The 21,295-nt window shown below is 39.6% G+C and carries 21 protein-coding genes; 15 read left to right on the forward strand and 6 right to left on the reverse strand.

Annotated features, from left to right (window positions below; genetic code table 11):
* The first annotated feature begins 38 nt into the window (after nucleotides 1-38).
* The 15 genes from QZR90_RS01800 (at nucleotide 39) to dcuC (ending at nucleotide 14,882) form a co-directional block, all read left to right on the forward strand.
* Nucleotides 39-1,058, forward strand: a complete 1,020-nt coding sequence (locus QZR90_RS01800) for a DMT family transporter (protein WP_295788119.1) — start codon at nucleotides 39-41, stop codon at nucleotides 1,056-1,058.
* Nucleotides 1,059-1,071: 13 nt separating this feature from the next.
* Complete coding sequence (locus QZR90_RS01805; RefSeq protein ID WP_295788121.1) at nucleotides 1,072-1,356, forward strand: hypothetical protein; 285 nt, start codon at nucleotides 1,072-1,074, stop codon at nucleotides 1,354-1,356.
* Nucleotides 1,357-1,392: 36 nt separating this feature from the next.
* The gene (gene cutD / locus QZR90_RS01810) at nucleotides 1,393-2,346 is read left to right on the forward strand and encodes a choline TMA-lyase-activating enzyme (protein ID WP_295788124.1); all 954 of its coding nucleotides are present in this window, start codon (nucleotides 1,393-1,395) and stop codon (nucleotides 2,344-2,346) included.
* A gap of 21 nt (nucleotides 2,347-2,367) precedes the next feature.
* Nucleotides 2,368-4,263 carry a DUF4037 domain-containing protein gene (locus QZR90_RS01815; RefSeq protein WP_295788126.1) on the forward strand — a complete coding sequence of 632 codons (1,896 nt, stop codon included), beginning with the start codon at nucleotides 2,368-2,370 and terminating at the stop codon, nucleotides 4,261-4,263.
* 10 nt (nucleotides 4,264-4,273) lie between these two features.
* Nucleotides 4,274-4,831 carry a DUF4125 family protein gene (locus QZR90_RS01820; RefSeq protein ID WP_295788128.1) on the forward strand — a complete coding sequence of 186 codons (558 nt, stop codon included), beginning with the start codon at nucleotides 4,274-4,276 and terminating at the stop codon, nucleotides 4,829-4,831.
* An 11-nt stretch (nucleotides 4,832-4,842) separates the two neighbouring features.
* The gene (locus tag QZR90_RS01825; RefSeq protein ID WP_295788129.1) at nucleotides 4,843-5,193 is read left to right on the forward strand and encodes a BMC domain-containing protein; all 351 of its coding nucleotides are present in this window, start codon (nucleotides 4,843-4,845) and stop codon (nucleotides 5,191-5,193) included.
* Nucleotide 5,194: 1 nt separating this feature from the next.
* Nucleotides 5,195-5,644 carry a EutP/PduV family microcompartment system protein gene (locus QZR90_RS01830; protein ID WP_295788131.1) on the forward strand — a complete coding sequence of 150 codons (450 nt, stop codon included), beginning with the start codon at nucleotides 5,195-5,197 and terminating at the stop codon, nucleotides 5,642-5,644.
* Nucleotides 5,645-5,661: 17 nt separating this feature from the next.
* The gene (locus QZR90_RS01835; protein WP_295788132.1) at nucleotides 5,662-6,288 is read left to right on the forward strand and encodes a hypothetical protein; all 627 of its coding nucleotides are present in this window, start codon (nucleotides 5,662-5,664) and stop codon (nucleotides 6,286-6,288) included.
* Nucleotide 6,289: 1 nt separating this feature from the next.
* The gene (locus QZR90_RS01840; RefSeq protein WP_295788134.1) at nucleotides 6,290-6,610 is read left to right on the forward strand and encodes a BMC domain-containing protein; all 321 of its coding nucleotides are present in this window, start codon (nucleotides 6,290-6,292) and stop codon (nucleotides 6,608-6,610) included.
* Nucleotides 6,611-6,623: 13 nt separating this feature from the next.
* Nucleotides 6,624-7,283 carry a cupin domain-containing protein gene (locus QZR90_RS01845; protein WP_295788136.1) on the forward strand — a complete coding sequence of 220 codons (660 nt, stop codon included), beginning with the start codon at nucleotides 6,624-6,626 and terminating at the stop codon, nucleotides 7,281-7,283.
* A 29-nt stretch (nucleotides 7,284-7,312) separates the two neighbouring features.
* Nucleotides 7,313-8,815: an acetaldehyde dehydrogenase (acetylating) gene (locus QZR90_RS01850; RefSeq protein WP_295788138.1), complete on the forward strand. Its 1,503-nt coding sequence runs from the start codon at nucleotides 7,313-7,315 to the stop codon at nucleotides 8,813-8,815.
* A 210-nt stretch (nucleotides 8,816-9,025) separates the two neighbouring features.
* On the forward strand, nucleotides 9,026-9,310 hold the full coding sequence (eutM, locus tag QZR90_RS01855) for an ethanolamine utilization microcompartment protein EutM (RefSeq protein WP_295788140.1): 285 nt from the start codon (nucleotides 9,026-9,028) through the stop codon (nucleotides 9,308-9,310).
* 161 nt (nucleotides 9,311-9,471) lie between these two features.
* The gene (locus QZR90_RS01860; RefSeq protein ID WP_295788143.1) at nucleotides 9,472-11,946 is read left to right on the forward strand and encodes a CehA/McbA family metallohydrolase; all 2,475 of its coding nucleotides are present in this window, start codon (nucleotides 9,472-9,474) and stop codon (nucleotides 11,944-11,946) included.
* 254 nt (nucleotides 11,947-12,200) lie between these two features.
* The gene (locus QZR90_RS01865) at nucleotides 12,201-13,373 is read left to right on the forward strand and encodes a M20 family metallopeptidase (protein ID WP_295788145.1); all 1,173 of its coding nucleotides are present in this window, start codon (nucleotides 12,201-12,203) and stop codon (nucleotides 13,371-13,373) included.
* A gap of 120 nt (nucleotides 13,374-13,493) precedes the next feature.
* The gene (gene dcuC / locus QZR90_RS01870; protein ID WP_295788147.1) at nucleotides 13,494-14,882 is read left to right on the forward strand and encodes a C4-dicarboxylate transporter DcuC; all 1,389 of its coding nucleotides are present in this window, start codon (nucleotides 13,494-13,496) and stop codon (nucleotides 14,880-14,882) included.
* A gap of 137 nt (nucleotides 14,883-15,019) precedes the next feature.
* Here dcuC and QZR90_RS01875 read toward each other — a convergent pair whose 3' ends face one another.
* From QZR90_RS01875 to QZR90_RS01900, 6 genes are read right to left on the reverse strand one after another with little or no spacing between them, the layout of a single operon-like run.
* Nucleotides 15,020-16,735, reverse strand: coding sequence for a cell wall metabolism sensor histidine kinase WalK (locus tag QZR90_RS01875; RefSeq protein WP_295788149.1), 1,716 nt, complete (start codon nucleotides 16,733-16,735; stop codon nucleotides 15,020-15,022).
* Nucleotides 16,732-17,430, reverse strand: coding sequence for a response regulator (locus QZR90_RS01880; RefSeq protein ID WP_295788151.1), 699 nt, complete (start codon nucleotides 17,428-17,430; stop codon nucleotides 16,732-16,734). The genes QZR90_RS01875 and QZR90_RS01880 overlap by 4 nt, the downstream gene beginning before the upstream one ends.
* Before the next feature lie 50 nt (nucleotides 17,431-17,480).
* Nucleotides 17,481-18,254 carry a phosphate ABC transporter ATP-binding protein PstB gene (gene pstB, locus QZR90_RS01885; RefSeq protein WP_295788302.1) on the reverse strand — a complete coding sequence of 258 codons (774 nt, stop codon included), beginning with the start codon at nucleotides 18,252-18,254 and terminating at the stop codon, nucleotides 17,481-17,483.
* 59 nt (nucleotides 18,255-18,313) lie between these two features.
* Nucleotides 18,314-19,216 (reverse strand): phosphate ABC transporter permease PstA, encoded by a 903-nt coding sequence (gene pstA, locus QZR90_RS01890; protein WP_295788153.1) that lies wholly within the window; start codon nucleotides 19,214-19,216, stop codon nucleotides 18,314-18,316.
* A complete protein-coding gene (gene pstC / locus QZR90_RS01895; RefSeq protein ID WP_295788155.1) occupies nucleotides 19,203-20,111 on the reverse strand; it encodes a phosphate ABC transporter permease subunit PstC in 909 nt (302 codons plus the stop codon). The genes pstA and pstC overlap by 14 nt, the downstream gene beginning before the upstream one ends.
* A gap of 3 nt (nucleotides 20,112-20,114) precedes the next feature.
* Nucleotides 20,115-21,002: a phosphate ABC transporter substrate-binding protein gene (locus tag QZR90_RS01900; RefSeq protein ID WP_295788156.1), complete on the reverse strand. Its 888-nt coding sequence runs from the start codon at nucleotides 21,000-21,002 to the stop codon at nucleotides 20,115-20,117.
* Nucleotides 21,003-21,295: the final 293 nt, after the last annotated feature.

Raw genomic sequence — 21,295 nt, forward strand, 5'->3', positions numbered from 1 at the left:
AATAGTGCCGATAAGGTGACACGATAGGGGTGGATTTTTTGGAACAAACAATACAGCAACGAGCGCTTGCCCTCAAGGCAAAGCAAGATTCAAAGTTTAATCAAATAGGCCTCTTTATAGGTGTAGGTAGTGGTTTTTTATGGGGCTTAAATAATCTGTTATTCTCCTTGGGATATGGTTTTATACCAGAAGGTACAATAACTAGTATGATGGGAGCAAGTGCAGCGTTATATGCTATACCGCTTGCTTGTGCCGCTATTAATGATATTTGTGCGGCTATTGCAGTACTTTTCTACAATATCATTAATGGTATGGGACAAGAAGTATGGCGTACGTTTAAAACAAAGCCAGGTTTAATTGTGTGTTTGGCTGCTTTATTAGGGGGACCTATTGGACAGTCTACATACTTTATGGGATCGGCCATGGCCGGACCGGCTTATGCGCTTACCATTACCGCATTATATCCTATCTTAGGTTGCTTATTCTCAAGAATTTTCTTGAAACAGCCAATTAATGCGCGTATGTGGGTTGGCATATTTATGTCAGTAATTGGCGCCATCATCGTAAGTTATGCACCACCAGATGGAGATGCTCCTAACTTTACATTAGGGCTTATTATGGCAGGTATAGCAGCATTTTGTTGGGGTACAGAAATCGTACTAGCAACATTTGGTATGTCTATGGTTGACCCTAACATTGCAATTACATTACGCGAAATTACATCGGGTACTGTATTGGCTCTTATAGTCCTTCCTATCGTTGGTGGCTGGACCGCAGTTAGCGTTATTGCAGGGGAAACATCTGCAATTACAACACTTGCCGCAGCAGGTGCTGTTGGTGGTTTCTCTTACTTGTTATGGTATAGTGCTAATAACAAAGTAGGCTGCGCAAAGGGCATGGCAATGAACTCCACATTCGTTGTATGGGGTGTATTATTGAACATTATCTTCGGTAATATTACAGAAATTACAACAAATATGGTAGTAGGATGTATTAGTGTAACTATTGGTGTAATTTTAGTTTCCATGAACCCATTAGATTTCTTTAGAAAAAAATAGGAGGCACATACTTATGGCTCAAGTTTTACCATTACGATTCCGTTTGCTTCACTTTTTTTCTACAGTAGAGAAAGCTAATGTGGATCAAATGATGGAAGGTTTACGCGCTGAATATGGTACAGAAAGCCAATTTAAGCGCAGTAAATTTAAAGATCATGCCTTATCAATGATGGCCAATGGCGTTATTGATGAAGCAGAGCTCGGTATCACTGAAGATGGCGAGTTAGATGTATACTATTGTATTAGCGAAGAAGGTCGTAGATTGTTGAAAAACTATTTGCCAAAATCTTTCCGCTAATAGTCGATACTTATTAAGCACAGTAGGGAGGGCGTTATGTCTGAACAGCTTTGTATAGAGCGTAAGGCACGAATATTTAACGTCCAAAAGTACTCGATTTATGACGGCCCTGGCATACGGACGCTGATATTCTTCAAAGGATGTCCGCTCCGTTGCCGGTGGTGTGCGAATCCAGAGGGATTGGAACGTAAATATCAAGTGATGTTTCAAGATAATTTATGTACACGCTGTGGTCATTGCGTTCCAGTTTGCCCTATGGATATTCACTCCTTAGTGCAAAATGGCGACAAGATTGACCATGTAGTCAATCGGGAAACAAATTGCATCGGTTGTCGTAAATGTGAAAGCGTATGTCCAAGAAAAGCGATACATATTGTAGGGCAAGATAAAACTGTTACTGAACTAGTTGAGACAGTTCAAGAAGACTCCCTCTTCTATCTCAGTTCCGGTGGCGGTGTAACTCTTGGCGGAGGGGAAGTATCTACTCAGCCAGAAGCAGCCACTGATATTTTGCGCGAATGTCAAGCACTTGGAATTCATACAGCAATTGAAACTTGTGGGTATGCAAAATTAGAAAATCTCTTGATGATGGCAGAGCATCTCGATTTGTTCTTGTTTGATATTAAGCAGATTGATTCTGATACACATGCAGAGCTCACAGGGGTGCGCAATGAACTGATTTTAACGAATATCCAAGAGCTCTTAAAGCGTGGATATAATGTTAAAGTTCGTATGCCTCTCATTCGAGGCCTCAATAGTCAGGATGAGACGATTCGAAAGACGATGGAATTCTTATTGCCGTATAAAGATTTACCAAACTTTAAAGGCATTGATATTTTGCCATATCACAAGCTAGGCGTTAACAAATATGCCCAACTTGATAAGGAATACACAATTAAAGAAGATTTGTCTTTCAAACCAGAAGAGCTAGATCATATTGAAGCGATTGTTAAAGAATATGATATGGATGTAAAAGTCGTTAAACACTAGCATTTAGAAAGAGGTTTTCCAATGGATAGATTAAATCAAATACTAACTGAAATAGATAACCTCGGTCGTCAAGGGCGCGACGTAGAAATGTTGCCTTTGTTCGAAGATGCCATTGAAGAAACACGCAGTCGCAATGATAAAGGTTTGCTAGCTCGCATTCTAAATGACTATGGTGGGGTACTGCGAAACACAGGGCAGTACGGTAAAGCGCAAGAGATTTTGAATGAAGCAAAATCATTGGTTGCGAGTACAAGTGGTGTTAAAAGCCAAGCTTATGTAACTACCTTACTTAATGCAGGGACGAATCAGTTAGATTCAAAGAATTTTGATGAAGCTGAAAAGGATTTTACCACGGCATTAAATATAGCGAATCAATTGAATATTCGCAATATTGTGTACGTGTCCTTGTGCAATAATTTAGGTAATTTGCATTTGCAACGCAAAGAATTTGATAAAGCCTATACGTATCAAAAAGAAGCGTTAGGCCTTCTTAGAACTCAAGAAAATAGTCGCGTAAAGCTCGCTATTTCTTGTAGTAATTTTGCAGAGACTTGTCGACTCATGGGCAAGACTGATGAGTACCAAGACTTAATGAATGAGTCGGTAGACTTATTATCTCAAGCTGTAGGGGAGAATCATCCTTTATATGCTACGGTAGTCAATAATATTGCGACTATGTTCTACAATGAAGGTAGCTATGAAAAAGCTTGCTCTTTAATGGAAGATGTGTTGCCGATTATGGAACGCACCTATGGAACAGATAGTAAAGGCTATCGCTTATTAACTCAAAATTTAAAAATAGTTAAAGAAAAACTAGGACAAACTAGTTACAATCCACCGGCTAGCCAGAATTTTCAAGCTCAGCAGACATCAGAGGTAGTACTCGGCAGTGAGGAGTCACTAGATGACTTATTAGCAAAGGCTGGAGCTGCATTGATGGGCGAGAGCAGTGTAGGTAGTGCACCTAACCCTACTGTAGGGGGAGGCAGTACACGCTTGCAAGAAGATTTCTTGACACAAAACTATTGGCCTGGATCAGGGCTTGCCTTATCTCATAGCCTTTTAAAAGAGGAAGTATATCCTATTTTAAAACAATCCTTCCCAGAACTCTTGCCACGTATGGCAGCAGGCTTAGTAGGGAAAGGGTCGGAATGCTTAGGCTATGATGATGAACTTTCTAAAGACCATGACTTCGAGAGTAAAGTACTTTTATTCTTGAGTACAGCTGATTATTTAGCGCATCATGAAGCCTTAGAGAAGGCATTAAGCCATCTAGCTAAGGGCCATGCCTATGTGGTACCAACGCAAGATTTTTATCAAAAATATACCCGCACATCTAAGGGGCCACAGACGCTTAGCGAGTGGCGCGATATACCGGAAGATTTCTTAGCTACGGCTACGACGGGCGAAATATTCTTTGATAATCTTGGCGAATTTACTCAGATTAGAAATCATTTATTAGCCTACTATCCAAAGGATTTATGGCTGAAATACTTAGCTTATGAATGCATTAAGCTCGCGCAATCAGGGCAATATAATTATCCGCGCTGTTTAAAACGCAATGAAATTGTAGCGGCTAATTTAGCCTTAAGTGAAGCGATGAATCATGCCATGGCTATTGTATATATTTTAAATAAAGTGTATATGCCATTTTATAAATGGCGGCATAGAAAGCTTCAATCTTTGCCAATCTTAGGGGCAGAAATTGGACAAATTATCGAGTCAATGGTAAAAACAACTACGATTGACGAGGAAAATACAAATCGTGTAGAACGAATTTGTGAGTATATTATCGATCGGCTTCGCGAAGTAGGCTTAAGTCATTCGCAGGACACATTCTTAGTGGCACATGGGTATGAAATTTTTAAACAGATTTCAGATCCAGCCTTACAGAATGAAAGTCCTTGGTCTAGATAGAGAGGTATATATGCAGGTTATTGATAAGATTGCAAATTATGAATGGGATATGTTGCTAGCAACGCGCAGCAATCAAAAACATTTAGAATGCAAAAATAATAAATATATGTTTCTTCTTATGAGACGAAGTCAATGGAATGTATATCCTTTAGATATTCAAGCTTCCTATCTCAGAGACATTCACAAAGCTCTTAGTGAACGACGCAATCTGATGATTGAAAAGTATGGGTATATGATGGAAGATACAGCGCCAGCGGCGTATGATCAGATTAAGAATGAACTACCTGCAAAAACGCCTAATAAGATAGCTTTAGTAACGGAACTGTTAACATATCATAAGGCATGGTATGAAGAGGCAAAAACGATAGTACCTAAGACGGTAACATTAGGCCGCTCTGTAAGTGCAGATGGCACTAATGATACGTCCATAGATACATATCTAAAAGGTGAGTTCTTTACCTATAGTGAAGATACCTTGCAGCGTTTAGTCGCCTATGCTAAGGAGATGAATCAGGCAGGTATAAATCTTATAGTAGAGACATATAAGCAGTATATAGAGTTACAGTAGTGAGGGAAACTATGGATGTATTAGATACGAATAAGCAACGAATAATTCAAGAACTAGTCCCAGGTAAACAAGTTACGATGGCTCATATTATTGCTTCACCTGATGAAGAGGTGTATCAACGAATCGGTGTTGACCCCGTAGGAGCTATTGGAGTATTGACGATTTCACCAGCTGAAGGCGCTATTATAGCAGGCGATATAGCACGGAAGGCCGCCAATGTACACTTGGGCTTTCTCGATCGGTTTACAGGGTCTTTAGTTATCACTGGTGATGTATCCAGTGTGGAAACAAGTGTTAATGCTATTAATGATACCCTTCATACGCTCTTAGGATTTACACCAGCTACGGTTACAAAGGCTTAATATGAGACTTAAGATTATGATTATTGGCCCTAGGCAGTCTGGTAAGACGACCCTAGCTAATGTAATTGAAGATAAAGTCAACGAACTTAAAGCTACATCAGATATTCGATATGGTGAATATACTATTGATATGCCTAGTGGATATTTGGAAAGTCCGTGGATGTATGATTGTTTAATCGCATCGAATCAAGATGCTAGTGTAGTGTTTTTCCTCGTAGATCCACTACAGCAAAAGCAGGAATATCCGCCTTCTTTCTCGAAATCTTTTCATGGGACGATTTGTGGTATTATTACCAAATGTGATTTAGCTAATGAAGCTCAAATTCAAAAAGCCTACGATACTTTACAGTGGATTGGAATTACTGAACCAGTGATTGAATGGTCTAGTAAAACTGAACAAGGTAAAGAAGACATTTTAGCCTATAAAGAGTTTTGTAAGCTTCTATATTAATACATGGGAGCCAATGTATGAAATTTATTACAGAAGATACGTTGCGATGGCAATATCGGCAAGCACCGTTTGAGTCATTTCACGTAGGCAAGGACACGCGCCTGACGCCAGAAGCGTATCAGTTCCTCGTAGACCGCCGGATAGTAGTCCACTATGAGGATCAAAAGCTTCAACCAAAAACAGGGAACAATAAAATATCTTCTGCAGAGGCATCTCCAAAAGCAACCTCTTTTAATATGGGAGCTCAAGTCGGAGTTTCTATTGAATGGGCCTTAGCACATTTATTTGTGGCTCAAACGACGGTTGCTACCATGTGTCATCGCAGTCTTAGTGATAAACTAAAGAGCATACACGATACATTAGTGGCTGCTCAAGCGGCGATAAAAACACAAAAAGAGATTAGTTTAGCAGCATTAGAGTCTATAAAACATATGGCACCTGATGAAGAATTTGCTATACATCAAATTGCTGTGGAAGCACCTTATGCATTGTTTGTAGGACAGTTAAACTTGGTTAGAGTGAGCTGTTTAACAGCAATTCAGCAGATGAATGCAGATAGAACCTGTTTAACTAGTTATAAACAAGTGATGGCGGCTTGTGTCTGTCAAATAGAAGAAATTATTAAAGAATTAGCGGAGGTTTAATATGGACTACAGAATTATTAAAGCACCAACTTCCGGTGTTAGCTCCATCTTACAGCGCCGCATTGATGCATCTACAAAGCTTGCTGTAAAAGACTATGAAGCGATTGGTCTTATGCAAGGTAAGCTCTGTGATATGGTGTTTGCTGCCGATGTAGCGGAGAAGGCATCAGGTGTTACCGTTGTTGACGTACGAGGGAATTGCCCTCAGAACTTAGTTATGATTGCCGTTTTTGGTGATACTTCTAGCGTTGAGACGGCTATGAAAAAGATAAGTGAAGAAATTGAACAGCAAAAAGTTCTTTTTAGAGCGAATCCAAAGTAAAAGGTGGTGAGACGTGTTGAAAAAATTGATTACTATGTCTGATGTGGAAAGCGCATTGTCAAATAAGCAGACTACAATTGCTATAGATGATAATACACTAATCACACCAGCTGCAAAGGATTTGGCGAAAGCTAAAGGTATTACTTTTACGGAACAAATTTCTTTAAGTGCTACCCCAGTAGGTAGTCAAGCTATAGAAGCAGTAGCAGGCACAGCTCCTTCTACAGGAAATCAAGTGCTGGATTTATTGCAATCTATCTTAATCAATAAAGTGGGCGGCACAGTGGCATCCGATGGTCTCGTTAGGGATAAGGACGCATCGGGCTTACAAATTGTACGCACACAAGATGTTGATTTTGAAGTGTTTGATACAGGCGTGCCTGGCGCGAATGTACAATATAAAGAATTAATTGGTTATAGCGACTCGCCTAATATTAGTGCAGGTCTTTTAAAAATCGTAGGGTCAAAATTCCCTTGGAAATTGCTTTACGATGAAATTGACATTGTCTTAGAAGGCGAATTGAATGTAACTATTAATGGGGTTAAACGCACCGCAAAAGCAGGCGACGTTTTATACGTGCCAAAGAACTCTGATGTTATTTGGGGCGCAGATGAATACGCAAAGGTTTTTTATGTAACCTACCCAGCTAACTGGGCAGAAACGATGGCATAATTAGGTATGGGAAAGGAGGATGTAGAACATTGGAAACTACTTTCGATAAAGATCTACAATCCATACAAGAAGCTCGCTGCTGTGCACGTCGAGCAAAAAAAGCACAACAAGAATTTGCTAATTTTACAGATGAACAAGTGGACCGCATTTTACAAAATATGGTTCGTGTTGCCGAAGAAAATGCTGAGCGCTTAGCTCGCATGGCAGTTGAAGAAACTGGCTTTGGTAAAGTGGTTGATAAAATCACTAAGAACAAACTTGCTTCTACTATCTTATATCGTGATATTAAGGATATGAAAGTAAGTGGGATTATCAATAACGATACAGCTAAACGCGTTATTGAAATCGGTGTACCAGTTGGTTTATTATTTGGTATCATCCCTTCAACAAATCCTACTTCAACAGTTATTTACAAAGCGATTATCGCTTTAAAAGCTAGAAATGGTATTGTGTTCTCCCCGCATCCATCTGCTAAACATGCGACTGGCGAAGCCGCTCGTTTAATGGCTGAAGCAGCTGAAATGGCAGGAGCACCTAAGGATATTATTACTTGGGTAACAATGCCTTCTATGGCAGCAACAAAAGAACTTCTTCATGCGCCAGAAGTTAATATGATTATTGCTACTGGTGGTGAAGCGATGGTTCGCGCTGCCTATAGCTCTGGTAAACCAGCTTTAGGCGTAGGCCCTGGTAACGGTCCATGCTTTATTGAACGCACGGCTGACATTCCAAATGCAGTTCGCCGCATTATTGCTAGTAAAACATTTGACTATGGTACAGTTTGTGCATCTGAACAAAGCATCGTAGTTGAAGAATGCATTAAAGATCAAGTGGAAGCTGAATTTACTCGCCAAGGTTGCTACTTCATGAGCGAAGATGAAACTAAGAAAATCTGCAAGATTCTCTTCAAAAAAGGCTTTGCTATGAATGCGCAATTCGTAGGTCGTCCGCCACAAGTATTAGCTGATGCGGCTGGAATTACAATTCCTGCAGGCACTAAGATTTTAATCGGCAAACAAACTGGTGTAGGTAAAGATAGCCCATTATCCTATGAAAAATTGACAACTGTACTTGGCTACTATGTAGTTAAAGATTGGCATGAAGGCTGTGAACTTTGTATCGAAATCTTAAACAATTGCGGTACAGGTCACACTATGACTCTTCATACTAGCAATCCAGAAATTGCTATGGCCTTCTCGATTAAACCAGTTAACCGTATCCTTGTAAACACTTCTGGTTCTCAAGGTGGTACTGGTGCATGTACTGGTTTATTACCAGCCTTCACACTAGGTTGTGGTACACAAGGTGGCAGCGCTACTTCTGATAACGTATCTCCACTTAACTTAATTAATATTAAGCGTGTGGCTTATGGTTTAGAAGAATGCTACCCAACTGATGAAATCACTGGTGTTAACTGTGGTTGCAGCGCATCTGCTCAAGGTGCTAGCCAAAGTGCTGGTTCTGTAACTACTGATGAAAGCTTGCGTAATGCAGTTGCAGAAGTACTTGCTTTCTTACAAAAACAACAATAATATTATGATAGGGCTATAAGTCCTCACAATAGTTGTTTAGCTCATTTCAATAGTTAAATCGCACCTACAGAAGGCAGAATATAACTATTACAACCGTGAAGTCGGAAAGTTGGTTTGTAGGTAGGATTAGGTGCAAGTTTAATACTTTATATTACTATGTATTGTTAAATTTAGTTTTATGTAATTAGTACATAATTGGAGGTATTCATTATGAAAAACGAAGCATTAGGTTTAGTTGAAACTAAAGGTTTAGTAGGTTCTATCGAAGCAGCTGACGCAATGGTAAAAGCAGCTAATGTATATTTAATCGGTAAAGAAACTATCGGTGGTGGTTTCGTAACAGTTATGGTTCGCGGTGACGTAGGTGCTGTTAAAGCAGCTACTGACGCTGGTGCAGCAGCAGCTCAACGCGTTGGCGAATTAGTATCCGTACACGTAATTCCTCGTCCTCATTCTGACGTGGAAATCATTCTTCCTCAAGTAGATAACCAATAATCTGCCTAGCAAACTGCTACAAACCTGCTTGAATTTGAATAAATAAAAAAGTGGCTTTGCGATTTTATATCTGCAAAGCCCTTTTTTTATATGACTTTATCTGTGAATAATGAGCTTTTATCAATAAACTACGGTATACAATTATTTTAAAGGAGTTTTGTATGAAGAAGAGAATGAATACTAAACGAATGGCGATACTGTTAGCCGCATGTGCCTGCTTATCTTTACCTTATGTTAATGGTGCTGAACCAGTAGAGGTAGTAAAAGGAATCTATGTACAAGAAGGGGCTACTCCCATAGTAAATGGCATGGCCAACCATGAAGATGATTTTACAGTTATTAACAATAAGATTGCAGTATCTTTTGCTGCAGGCTCTAATAATTATTGGAATATGACTAAAGGAAGCATCTTAGATATAGCAGTAGTTGATAAGTCTGGGACAGTAGGAATTGATTTAATAAATGACATTGAGTTTTTAAATAATATGTGGTCTGCCTCTGGTAGTTATGAAGGTAAAGACTTATTGCATCCAGATAGAGAACATATAACATATCGTAAAGATGGAGAGAATGTTATTGTACAAGCTGATACACAGTATTATTCTGAGGGGCATGATAAGCCTTTAGATGTGACCATAGAGTACACAATTAAGCCAGATAGTAATTATATTCCAGTGAAAACAACAGTTACTAATCCGGGAGCTGATGACTATAAGAATATGTATTCGGGATATTCTATTAGTACTTTAGCAGATAGTATGTATGGTCCATTTGGATATTATCCAGATAAAAAAATCACTGGCATCCGAGTAGGCAATGATTCACGTTTAAATGAAGAGCTAGGTAATTATATAGTTAGCTATGGCAAGAATTATGCTATTTCAGTACAGCAAGATGGTGCAGATGCTTATAAGGGATCATCAGGCTATAAGGATTTATACACATTACGAGATATAAAAGCAAAGGAAAGTTATGTATATACAGGTGAAATCCTTATCAACAATAATGGAAGTACTACGCCAATTTTAGAGCGTTACTTACAAAAAAATCAGGCAGCTGAAGTAATTCATATTAAGGGACAAGTAGTAGATAGAGTTGGTAAGCCTGTGGCAGGTGCCTATGTTATTGTATCCAAAGATGGTGCTTATGTAAGAACTCCTAAATCAGATGAAAGCTTAAATGAGGATGTAGTAATACGAAATATGCAGCCTTTAGTATGGCATGTGACCAATGAAAATGGAGAATATGACTTCTCCTTACCTAAAGGTATGTATAATATCCATGCAGAAGCTGAGGGAATGACGCCATCTGCAGCAGTGAATGTAAATAATAATTCGCTAGGAAACCTAAATTTAGTATTGAACGAAGGAGCGTATTTGAATATTCAGCCTGTAGATGAGCAAGGTCGTTCCATCCCAGCGCGAATTACATTCCCAGAAGCTACTATGGGGGTTAAAACGATTGGCAGTACAGTGTACTTTACTAATCCAGAAAATAATATAGCTGAATTTACTTTCCAAGCAGTGGAAGGAAACACAGTTATAGAGTTCGATTATGGGAAAGATTATTTTGCACGTACTACACGAATTGAAGTACCGTTAAAATCTGGTGAACCGTATAGCACGCAAGTTGTAATTCCTACATTGATTGATATTAATTCGAAAAATTGGTACTCTGTCGATAATCATCAGCATTCTAATATTGGCGATGGTGCAACTAGCCCACAAGCCTTATTTAATGCACAAGTAGCAGCTAAATTAGACTTACATGTTATATCTGATCATGACTCTATTAATAATAATGCGGAAATGTATGCTATTACTAATAAAGCTGGTCATAAGTTTTTATCTAGCTTGGAAGTATCGCCAGGTTGGGGACATTGGGGAATCTTAAATGTACCTTATAAGGGTTTAAAGGAGACTCCTATAGCGCCTACTTCAACGCCAAAGGAAATTAATGAATTAGCTCATAAAATGGGCGCAACAGTAGTTTTAAATCATCCATATACTGACTATGGTTTCTATTTAAATCGAGCTGGTGTTATTGGTGGTCAGGAAGATGGCGCTGATGACTATGATTTAGTTGAATTACAAAAGACTATTAATTTGTATGGCAACAACAATGAAAAGAATTGGGATAAACGCACTTTAGATGAAGTGATGACTAAATTCTGGAATAAGGGTGAAAAGAAATATTTATCTGCTGGATCTGATCAACATGATGTAACATCTGCTTTATATCCAGGAATTATTCGGATGATTGCCTATGTACCAGGTGAATTTAACCATGAGTCTTATTTAGCCGCATTAAAAGAAGGACATGCTTATATGTCCATGGGGCCAATTATTTTCCCTGATGTAGATAATGTATTTGGGAATACAGTAGTGGCTAATAAAGATGGTAAGATACATTTAGGCTTTGATCTTCAATCTGTTAATGGATTGGCTTTAGTAAATGTAATAAAAAATGGCGAAATAGTTAAAACAATGCAATTTGACGCGAGTCCTGTGAGCCAATATCGTTTAGACTTTGAGGATATAATTGAAAATAATGGATGGTATAATTTAGTTGTTATGGATGCAAATGATAATTATGCTGTTACTAACCCAATTTGGGTGCAGATTGATAAAAAATAAATAACTTAATATATGTGCAATGTGAGTACATAATAAAAGGATATGCCCAATAGGATTAACCCCATTGGGCATATCTTTTTTATTTTATAAAGAAATGTATTTATTATAAGGTGCTAGATAAAATAAAATTTATAGCCACTCTAAAAAACTTGCATGATAATTTAGTATTTTTAATAGTAATAAAAGTCATAATAATGTAAAATGTTGAGTAAGGTATTAGTGTAAAGATTCTACACTAATGAGGAGGTGAGGCCATGGATGAGGAGCAGAAAATAATAGAAGCTATTGATTCACTACAATGTGAATTGAAAGACATGAGTGACTATATTTTTGATCATCCAGAGTTAGGTCATGAGGAAGTCAAAGCACATAGATTGCTATGTGATTATTTAGAACGACATGGCTTTTCAGTACAAAGAGAGGTAAGTGGTTTAGCTACTGCCTTTAAAGCAGAATATCATATTGACGGTGGAGGTCCTAGGGTTGGATTGCTTTGCGAATATGACGCCTTAGAAGGTTTAGGCCATGCTTGTGGACATCATATGCAAGGACCAGCCATAGTTGGTGCAGCCATAGCATTAAAAAATATTTTAGTTAAGCCTGTGACTCTTTTAGTATATGGAACACCAGCTGAAGAGACCGCAAGTGGCAAGCTTACGATGACTGCAGAGGGAATATTTGATGATTTAGATGTAGTCTTTATGATGCATGGTAGTGATTCGACTACAGTAGATGGTAAGTCCTTAGCATTACATATGATTGATTTTAATTTCTATGGAAAGGCCGCCCATGCAGCGATTGCACCAGAACAGGGGATTAGCGCTTTGGATGGAGTATTGTCATTTTTCAATGGCATGGAGTTTTTAAGAGAGCATGTCCCTGATGACGTACGAATGCATGGAATTATTACTGATGGAGGTAAAGCAGCTAATATTGTGCCAGAATTCGCCTCTACACAGTGGTATATTAGAGCGAATACAAGGGCCGCGCTAGATAAAGTATTAGAACGTGTTAAACAAGTGGCAGAAGGTGCTGCATTACAAACTGGTACGCGTGTTGAGCTAGTGACTAAAAAAGCATATGATAATAAGTTTAATGTGCCGTCCCTAAACGAATTATTGCTTACATATGCAGCTAAAATTGATGCACCTGATATTTCGCCTCCTAGAAAAAAGACGGGGTCTACAGATTTCTCTAGTGTCACTTATAGAGTCCCTGGCGCTTGTATAAGGGTAAAGTATGTTGATCGTGGTGTATCAAGTCATTCGCAAGGTTGGCTGGATTTAGGAAAAAGTAGTCAAGCAAGTGAGACTATAGTAAATGGTGCAAAAATTTTAGCCTTAACAGTACAACATTTAGTCACTCATCCTGAGGTATTAGAACATATTAAAGCTGAATTTAATGCTGAAAGGAGTGGTGAAATTTAGTAACTAAATAAAAAGCATTGCAGGCAAGTACTAGTAAATATATTAAATCTAAGAGTTAAGAGCAGTAAGGAAATATCTTATGTAAGGTGTTAAGAATTTAATTCAAGGGAGGTTATGAGTATGGCAAGTTCAGGAGGTTTACTGGGTACAATTATTGCATTAGTAGTTACATGTTTTACAGGCTATTTTATTTTTAAGAAATACAAGGCACAAGCTGTATTGATTTGCGGTGGCTTTGTTATGATGGCCATTGCCCTTATGATGGGCTTAGGGCCTTTGTTGCCAGCTAAAGAAACGACGGGCAATTTATGGTTTGATATGTTCCGCTTTGTAGATGTATTAGCGAATACGCGTACTGGTAGTTTAGGTCTTATGATTATGGTGTGTGCGGGCTTTGCTAAGTACATGAATGTAATTGGTGCCAGTGAAGCGATGGTAGAAGTAGCAGCTAAGCCTTTACATTTAATTCGCTCTCCTTATGTAGTACTCGGCGCTGGTTTCTTGATTGGGCAGTGTTTGCACCCATTTATTCCTAGTGCTTCAGGCTTTGGGTTATTGTTGATGGTTACTATGTATCCGCTTTATATTTCCCTCGGCGTTAGTCGCACTACCGCAACAGCAGTAATTGCTACGAATGGTTGCTTAGACTTAGGTCCTTCGTCAGGTAATACCATTTTAGCGGCTAAATACTCTGGATTAACACCTGTTGATTACTTTGTTAGTTACCAATTACCAGTGGCTATTGCGATTAGTTTAGTTATGGTAGTAGCGCATTATTTTGTAGGGCAATATTTTGACAAAAAACGCAAGCTTGGATTATTACCTGATGGTGAAACTGTAGTAGAGACTACTGCTAAAGAAGGAAAATCAGTTCCTAAGTTCTATGCTATTTTACCAGCAGTGCCAGTTATTTTAGTACTTCTCTTTGGTTTCTTTAAAGTAGGCGGTATTAAAATGGGTATCAATGTAGCTCTCTATATTGGCTTTGCTGTAGCTTTACTATGTGAATTTATTCGCAGTCGCAATTTAAAAGCTGTATTTAGCAGCATGCAGGGCTTCTTTGATGGCATGGGTGTACAATTTGCTACAGTAGTAACTCTTATTATTGCTGGTGAAACATTTGCTAAAGGGTTGCAACAATTGGGTGCTATTGACTATCTTATTGGTTTAGCTGAAAATGCAGGTTTTGGTACGACTGCCATGATCTTAGTTATGTGTACTATTATCGGTACTGCCACTATCGTTATGGGCTCAGGTAATGCGCCATTCTTTGCATTCTCTGCCTTTGCACCTAATGTAGCCAATAAAGTTGGGATTGAAGCGGTTAATATGTTATTGCCAATGCAGTTAACAGCTGGTATATTCCGCTCCACTTCACCAATTGCAGCCGTTGTAGTAGCCGTATCTGGCGTGGCTGGTGTATCTCCATTTGAAGTGGTTAAACAAACAGCTATTCCATTGATTTTAGGGGCTATTACGATTCAAGTTATGACCTTCTTAATGTTCTAAGCAATACAGTATGTCTATTGCTCTAATGAAACATGCCGTATTGTATACTTAGACGGTGGGCAAGCAATACAGTATGTCTATTATTCTAATAAAAAAACCTTGGACTCTCAAGATAAGAGTCCAAGGTTTTATTTTTATTAATCTTCAATTTCTTGATGTAGCTTGTTTTTGAACTTTAATGTAAAGGTGGTGCCTTCACCAGGTTCACTAGCCACGCTAACAGTGCCTTCATGGATTTCCATAATATGTTTTACTAGTGACAGGCCTAGGCCGCTACCTTCACGTTTGCTATTGCGACTAGGATCGGCTTGATAGAAGCGTTCGAAGATACGAGCTTGCTTGTCTTTTGGAATACCAACGCCTTCGTCGGTCACTGTTACAAGTGTATACATATCATTTGGAATGATTTTAACCGTAATATGATTATCGATCCCACGGCTAAATTTAATGGCATTGTCGAAGAGATTGATGAATACTTCTTCTACTAATTTAGTGCAAAGCGTTAAATTGGCTTCAGGACCAACCACTGAAATTGTTATATTTTTGTTCTGTCGCTTACCTTCTAATAATTGCCAGGCCGTATGGATGATGCGGCGAAGGGCTGCTGTTTCAAAGGTAATTTCAGAATGCTCATCCTCGATGCGGGATAATTTTAAAATCGTATTAATTAAGTCCTGCATATGAAGCGCTGCTGCATGGATATAACCGCCCAGCACAGTGGCTTCCTCTTTTGATGGATGCATACCATTGGCGAGAATTTCAGCATAACCACTGATGGTAGTCAGTGGGGTTTTTAATTCATGACTTACATTCGATGTAAATTCATGGCGTCGTTGCTGTTCAAGATAAGACTGTGTAATGTCTGAAATGATGATGAGCAAACGCCCTTTGTAGCGATCGTCCTCGGTAATGTGGAAGACAATGTGAAAATGCTGCCCATCGCGATGATATATGTAGTCGCCGCCTTGATGCTTTTTGAGGGCATTGATGACATGGCGACGCCATTCAATATCATCAGATAAGAGGAGCAGTGGCTCACCATGTAAAGAGGACTTTGTATTTAAAAAATCTGTCGCATGATTATTATATACAATGATAGTACCATCTAGTTCAGCTAACAGGAGGCCATCATTCATTTCTTCCATGATGGAACGCAAGGTGTTTTTCTCGCCGCGGAGGCGGAAAATCATGGTCTCAAGCTCTTGCCTTTGAAAGGAAAGGCGCGATAAGAGCGGTGTAATTTCATTGTAAGCTTCGTCAATAACCGGCTGTGTGTCAGTATTAGAGGTCCAGGCTTTCACAATTTCCTCAATAGGGTAAATAGCCTCAGAGGTCCAACGACGGGCTACTAAATAGCAGCCACCAGTTAGAATTAAGAATAGGGCCACAAAGCCAGGAGCTGCATCTAAAATTACTTTATAGACGGTCGAACCCGTGCGAGATACGCGCAAAATAGAATTATCTGGCAAGCGTAGCGCCTCGTAATAACTAATTGTATTTAATGTAGAGGAATCGCGAATATCACTACCTTCACCATGTAAAATAGCTTCTTTAATCTCTGGGCGCTGTAGGTGATTGTCCATTTCCTCAGGGTCACTAGCATTGTCATAGAGGACTTTGCCTTCGTAGGAAATCCAGGTAATGCGCAGCGCATTATCTGTAGCCTTGCTAATCGTATCTAGATGGCTCTTAGTTAGTTTTCCCTCAGCTGCTATGATGCGAGTTTCCGTATACAGTACATTTTTAAAGTCTTCTTTCCAGCTATTGTAAAACAGATAGCTCAAGATGATAGTGCTAAAGAGCAAGCTCAGCATGCCAAGCCCAAAGAGGGCTCTAAAAAACTTCTTTCTCATACTTTAGTCTCCCAGCGATAGCCGATGCCGCGCACAGTTTTTAAATGCTTGCCAGCTGCGCCTAATTGCTGTCTAAGGGTTACTATATGCATGTCTACAGTACGAGACTCACCTTCATAGGAAAAGCCCCATACAACTTCCATAATGCGTTCGCGTGATAGGGCGATGCCAGGATTCTCCATAAAGAAGAGGAGTAGTTCATATTCCTTTAGCGTTAAAGGAATCACTGTATCTCCTAAGGTCACGAGGCGACTGCTTTGATCTAGGGATAAATTGTCACATACTAGCACATCAGATTTAGCAGTACTAGGTCCATTGGCCCGGCGGAGGACTGCTTTGATGCGAGAGACGAGTTCTACTACGCCAAAAGGCTTAGAGATGTAGTCATCGGCACCATTGTCTAGGCCTTGGACGATATCAATCTCTGAAGTTTTGGCAGTTAACATAATAATAGGCAGGTCCTTGGTTGCTGGATTATTGCGTAATTTTTGAAGGATGGCCAGTCCATCTTCGCCTTCGAGCATAATATCCAGTAATACAAGTTGAGGCCGGCGCTCTTCGATAGCCTCCCAGAAGGGCTCGCTTGATTCGAAGGTGCCGACCTCAAATCCCTGCCCTTTGAGTACGTATGAGATGAGACCGCGAATGCTGTCCTCATCTTCAACGCAATAAACTAAGGGTGGGGTGGATTTCATGGTTCTCTCCTTTAACTATTCAGTGATGAATAGACTTAATGAGTATCCAATTAACCAAAACGACCGTTGATGTAGTCCGCTGTTTTTGGTTGATGTGGATCGCTGAAAATAACCTTTGTCTTATTATATTCTATCAAATCTCCCATTAAGAAGAAAGCTGTTTTATCAGAAATACGTGCTGCTTGTTGCATATTATGTGTAACGATAACAATAGTGTATTTCTCTTTTAATTCTAAAGCTAATTCTTCAATTTTGGCTGTAGAGATAGGGTCTAGTGCGCTAGTAGGCTCGTCCATTAGGATAACTTCAGGTTTAGTAGCTAAGGTGCGAGCGATGCACAAGCGTTGTTGTTGACCACCGGAGAGACTTACAGCACTTTTTTTGAGGCGATCTTTTACTTCATTCCAAAGGGAGGCGCGTTGTAAGCTTTCCTCAACGATTTGGTCTAAATCAGTTTTGTTAGTGATGCCTTGTAGGCGAGGGCCGAAGGCTACATTGTCATATAAGCTTTGAGGGAATGGATTTGGCTGTTGGAATACCATGCCTACACGGTGGCGAAGCACGATAGGTTCGATATCTTTATAAATATCTTCTCCTTCAAGACAAATGCGACCTTTTACAGTAATATCACCTTCTAAGTCATTCATGCGATTTAAGATACGTAAAAAAGTAGATTTACCACAACCAGAAGGGCCAATGAGTGCAGTGATTTCATTCTTTTTAATTTCCATATTAATGTTTTTTAAGGCATGAAATGAGCCATAAAAGAAGTTTAAATCTTCCACTGTAAAAGCATTGGCGATTGCTTCTTGAGCGGCTACCATACTTTGGACTGCGCTGATAGATTGTGGATTTGTAGATAAAGCCATATTAGACATTTCCATTATTTTGTATCTCCTAAATTTTTACGATTTAAATAACGACTAAGAGCTCGTGCTCCAATACTAAACATAAATACTAAGGCTAAGAGTAGTAAGGCGCTTAAGTTGGCCATAGCACTTGCATGTGGGTCTAAGGATTCACTGCGGGAAGCCCAGATTTGTAAGGATAAGGTTTCACCAGAGCGGAATGGGTTGAACGCATTTGTAGGTGATGTAATATCCGTGCTGTTCCAGTTAATATCGGTACTCATACCGGCGGTGAACATAAGCGCTGCGGCTTCACCGAATACACGACCAGCAGCTAAGATAATCCCCGTAATAATAGCTGGGAAGGCCGCTGGAATTAATACGCGACTGATTGTCTGCCATTTAGTGGCTCCAAGACCATAACTACCTTTAGCATAGGATGCAGGTAGAGCGCGAAGCGCATCTTCTGTAATTGTTGCGATTAAAGGTAGAGTTAAAATAGATACGGTTAAAGCACCAGCAAAGAGATTCCATTGGGAATTTGTCATGATGATGAACACTAAGTAACCGAAGAGACCAACTACGATAGATGGCAATGAAGACAATGTTTCAATGGCGATACGCAATACTTTTTGAATGCGGCCATGAGTGGCATATTCTGCCATGTAGATACCAGCGCCAATGCCAAGCGGCACGCTGATAATTAAAGATAGGAACACGAGATAGACTGTGTTGAATAATTGATTACCAATACCAGTAGGGGAGAACTCCAATAAAGAAGGCTGAAAATCAATCAGCGCAGAGTAGGCGATGTAGCCTACAAAGGAGAGGAGTAATAATAGCGTAGCCCCTGCTAGCACATGAAGTGACAAGGTAACGATTCGATCACTAGTGAGTGCACGACGGCGTGGAGCCGGGATAGCTTTACTTGCTTGCAAGGGACGCGCCTCCTTTACTTGAAATGTAGCGAATCAATAAGATAAAGAATAAGGAAATAATAAAGAGTAAAAGAGCCATGGACCAAAGTGCGAAATTATATTCACTACCTTCCATCGTACCACCCATATCAGCGGCGATAGCGCCTGTTAAGTTAACTGTAGGGGATAGAAGGGACGTTGGTAAGGCTTTCATTTTACCGATTACCATGGCGACTGCTAAGGCTTCGCCGAAGGCACGAGCGAGACCTAAGATAATGCCAGCTAAAATACCATGTTTAGCTACTGGTAAAACGATTTTGTAAATTACTTCCCAGCGAGTAGCTCCTAAGCCGTAAGCGCCTTGGCGATATGTTTTAGGAACACTATTGAGAGCATTCATTGTAACAGATGTAATAGTTGGGAAAATCATAATAGCTAGTACAATAGAAGCTGCTAATATAGAGAAGCCACTATCAGAGCTAGTGTTTCGTTGGATAAATGGAACTAAGATTGTAAGACCTAACCACCCATAAATGATAGATGGAATACCTACGAAAATTTCAATAACTGGTTGCCAGAAACGACGGCCCATGGAAGGGGTAATTTCTGCCATGTAAATAGCAAGACCAATACTTACTGGTGTAGCCATAAGTAAGGCAAGACCACAAGTGATTAAAGAACCAATGATGAAGATGGCAGCGCCTACTTGGCCACCACCATTTAAGGTGTCTTCAGGTTTAAATGTAGTGCTAAATAAGAATTCTGAAATACTATGTCCATATGTTGTGAAGGTGCCAGTACCTCGATAGATTAGGAATACACCTATCGCTATGGTAAGAAGGAGCAGGCAAAAGCCTGCTCCTTGGATCACATGGCGCCAGATTCGATCGTTTCGAAGTGTGCTTTCAATGTTCATCCTTTATTTCCCCGTTTTTACTTTAGCAGCGATACCATAGCCTTTGCCTTCAAGGATTTTACCGAATTCGTCGGACATGATGAAGTCAAGGTATGCTTTTTGAACTGCGTCTGGTTGGCCTTTAGTGTACATGTGTTCGTAGCCCCATACTTTGTAAGTGCCATTGTAAGTGTTTTCTAAGGAAGGTGCTACACCATCAATGGAGATTGGAGTTACGCTTGTGTTGTTTAACAAGTAAGGTAAAGCTACATAACCGATAGCACCTGGTGTGTTAGAGATGCTTTGGATAAGTGCGCCGGAATCATCTGTTTCAAGAGATTTGTTGGACACTTCTTGGTTGTTGTTAAGTGCGAATTCTGTGAAGAGTGCACGTGTACCAGATGTGGAAGGACGAGTTACAAGAACTACGTTTACATCAGGACCGCCAACTTCTTTCCAGTTAGTTACCTTACCAGTGAAGATGTCGATTAATTGTTGTTGTGTAAGACTTGATACAGCGGCGCCAACTTCTTTATTGGCTACAGCTGCTACTGTAACTACAGCTACTTTGTGGTCTACTAGTTCAGCGGCTTTTTCTTTAGGTAATTTTGTTTCTGCTGCTACGTCGGAGTTACCGATGTTTACAGTACCGTCAGAAACTTGTTTTAAACCTGTGCCGGAACCACCACCGTTAAGTACGATAGATACATCAGGGTGTTTCTTTTTAAACTCGGCTGCTGCTTCTTTAGCCAATGGAAGTAAAGCAGAAGAACCGGAAGAAGTAATTGTTCCTTTTAATGCTTGTGCTGCTCCTTGCTTAGCGGAGTCGCCGCTGTTGCCGCAACCCATTAGACCTAAGGTTAATACACCTGCCATGGCTAAGACTGATAATGCTTTCAAGTTGAATTTCATTTGTTGCCTCCTGTAAAATTGAGTGATGTCTTACATTCTTAACTTGTGCATTCAGTATACACAAAGTTTGTAAAGTTTCTACTCCATACTTTGTAAAGCTTTTGTAAAATAATGAAATATCTATAAAAAATAAGGTGCGTATGAGTTTAAGTCATAGATGGTGCTATATATATAATAGGTTAAAATATGATAGGTAATATGGTAGATGTTGTAAATGACTCTTTACAGTATCTTCACAAAGTGCAAAATATACACTGTAGGCGTACATGAAAAGGGCTACCTATGACAAATTG

It is taken from the genome of uncultured Veillonella sp. (assembly GCF_900545795.1).
GTDB lineage: Bacteria > Bacillota > Negativicutes > Veillonellales > Veillonellaceae > Veillonella_A.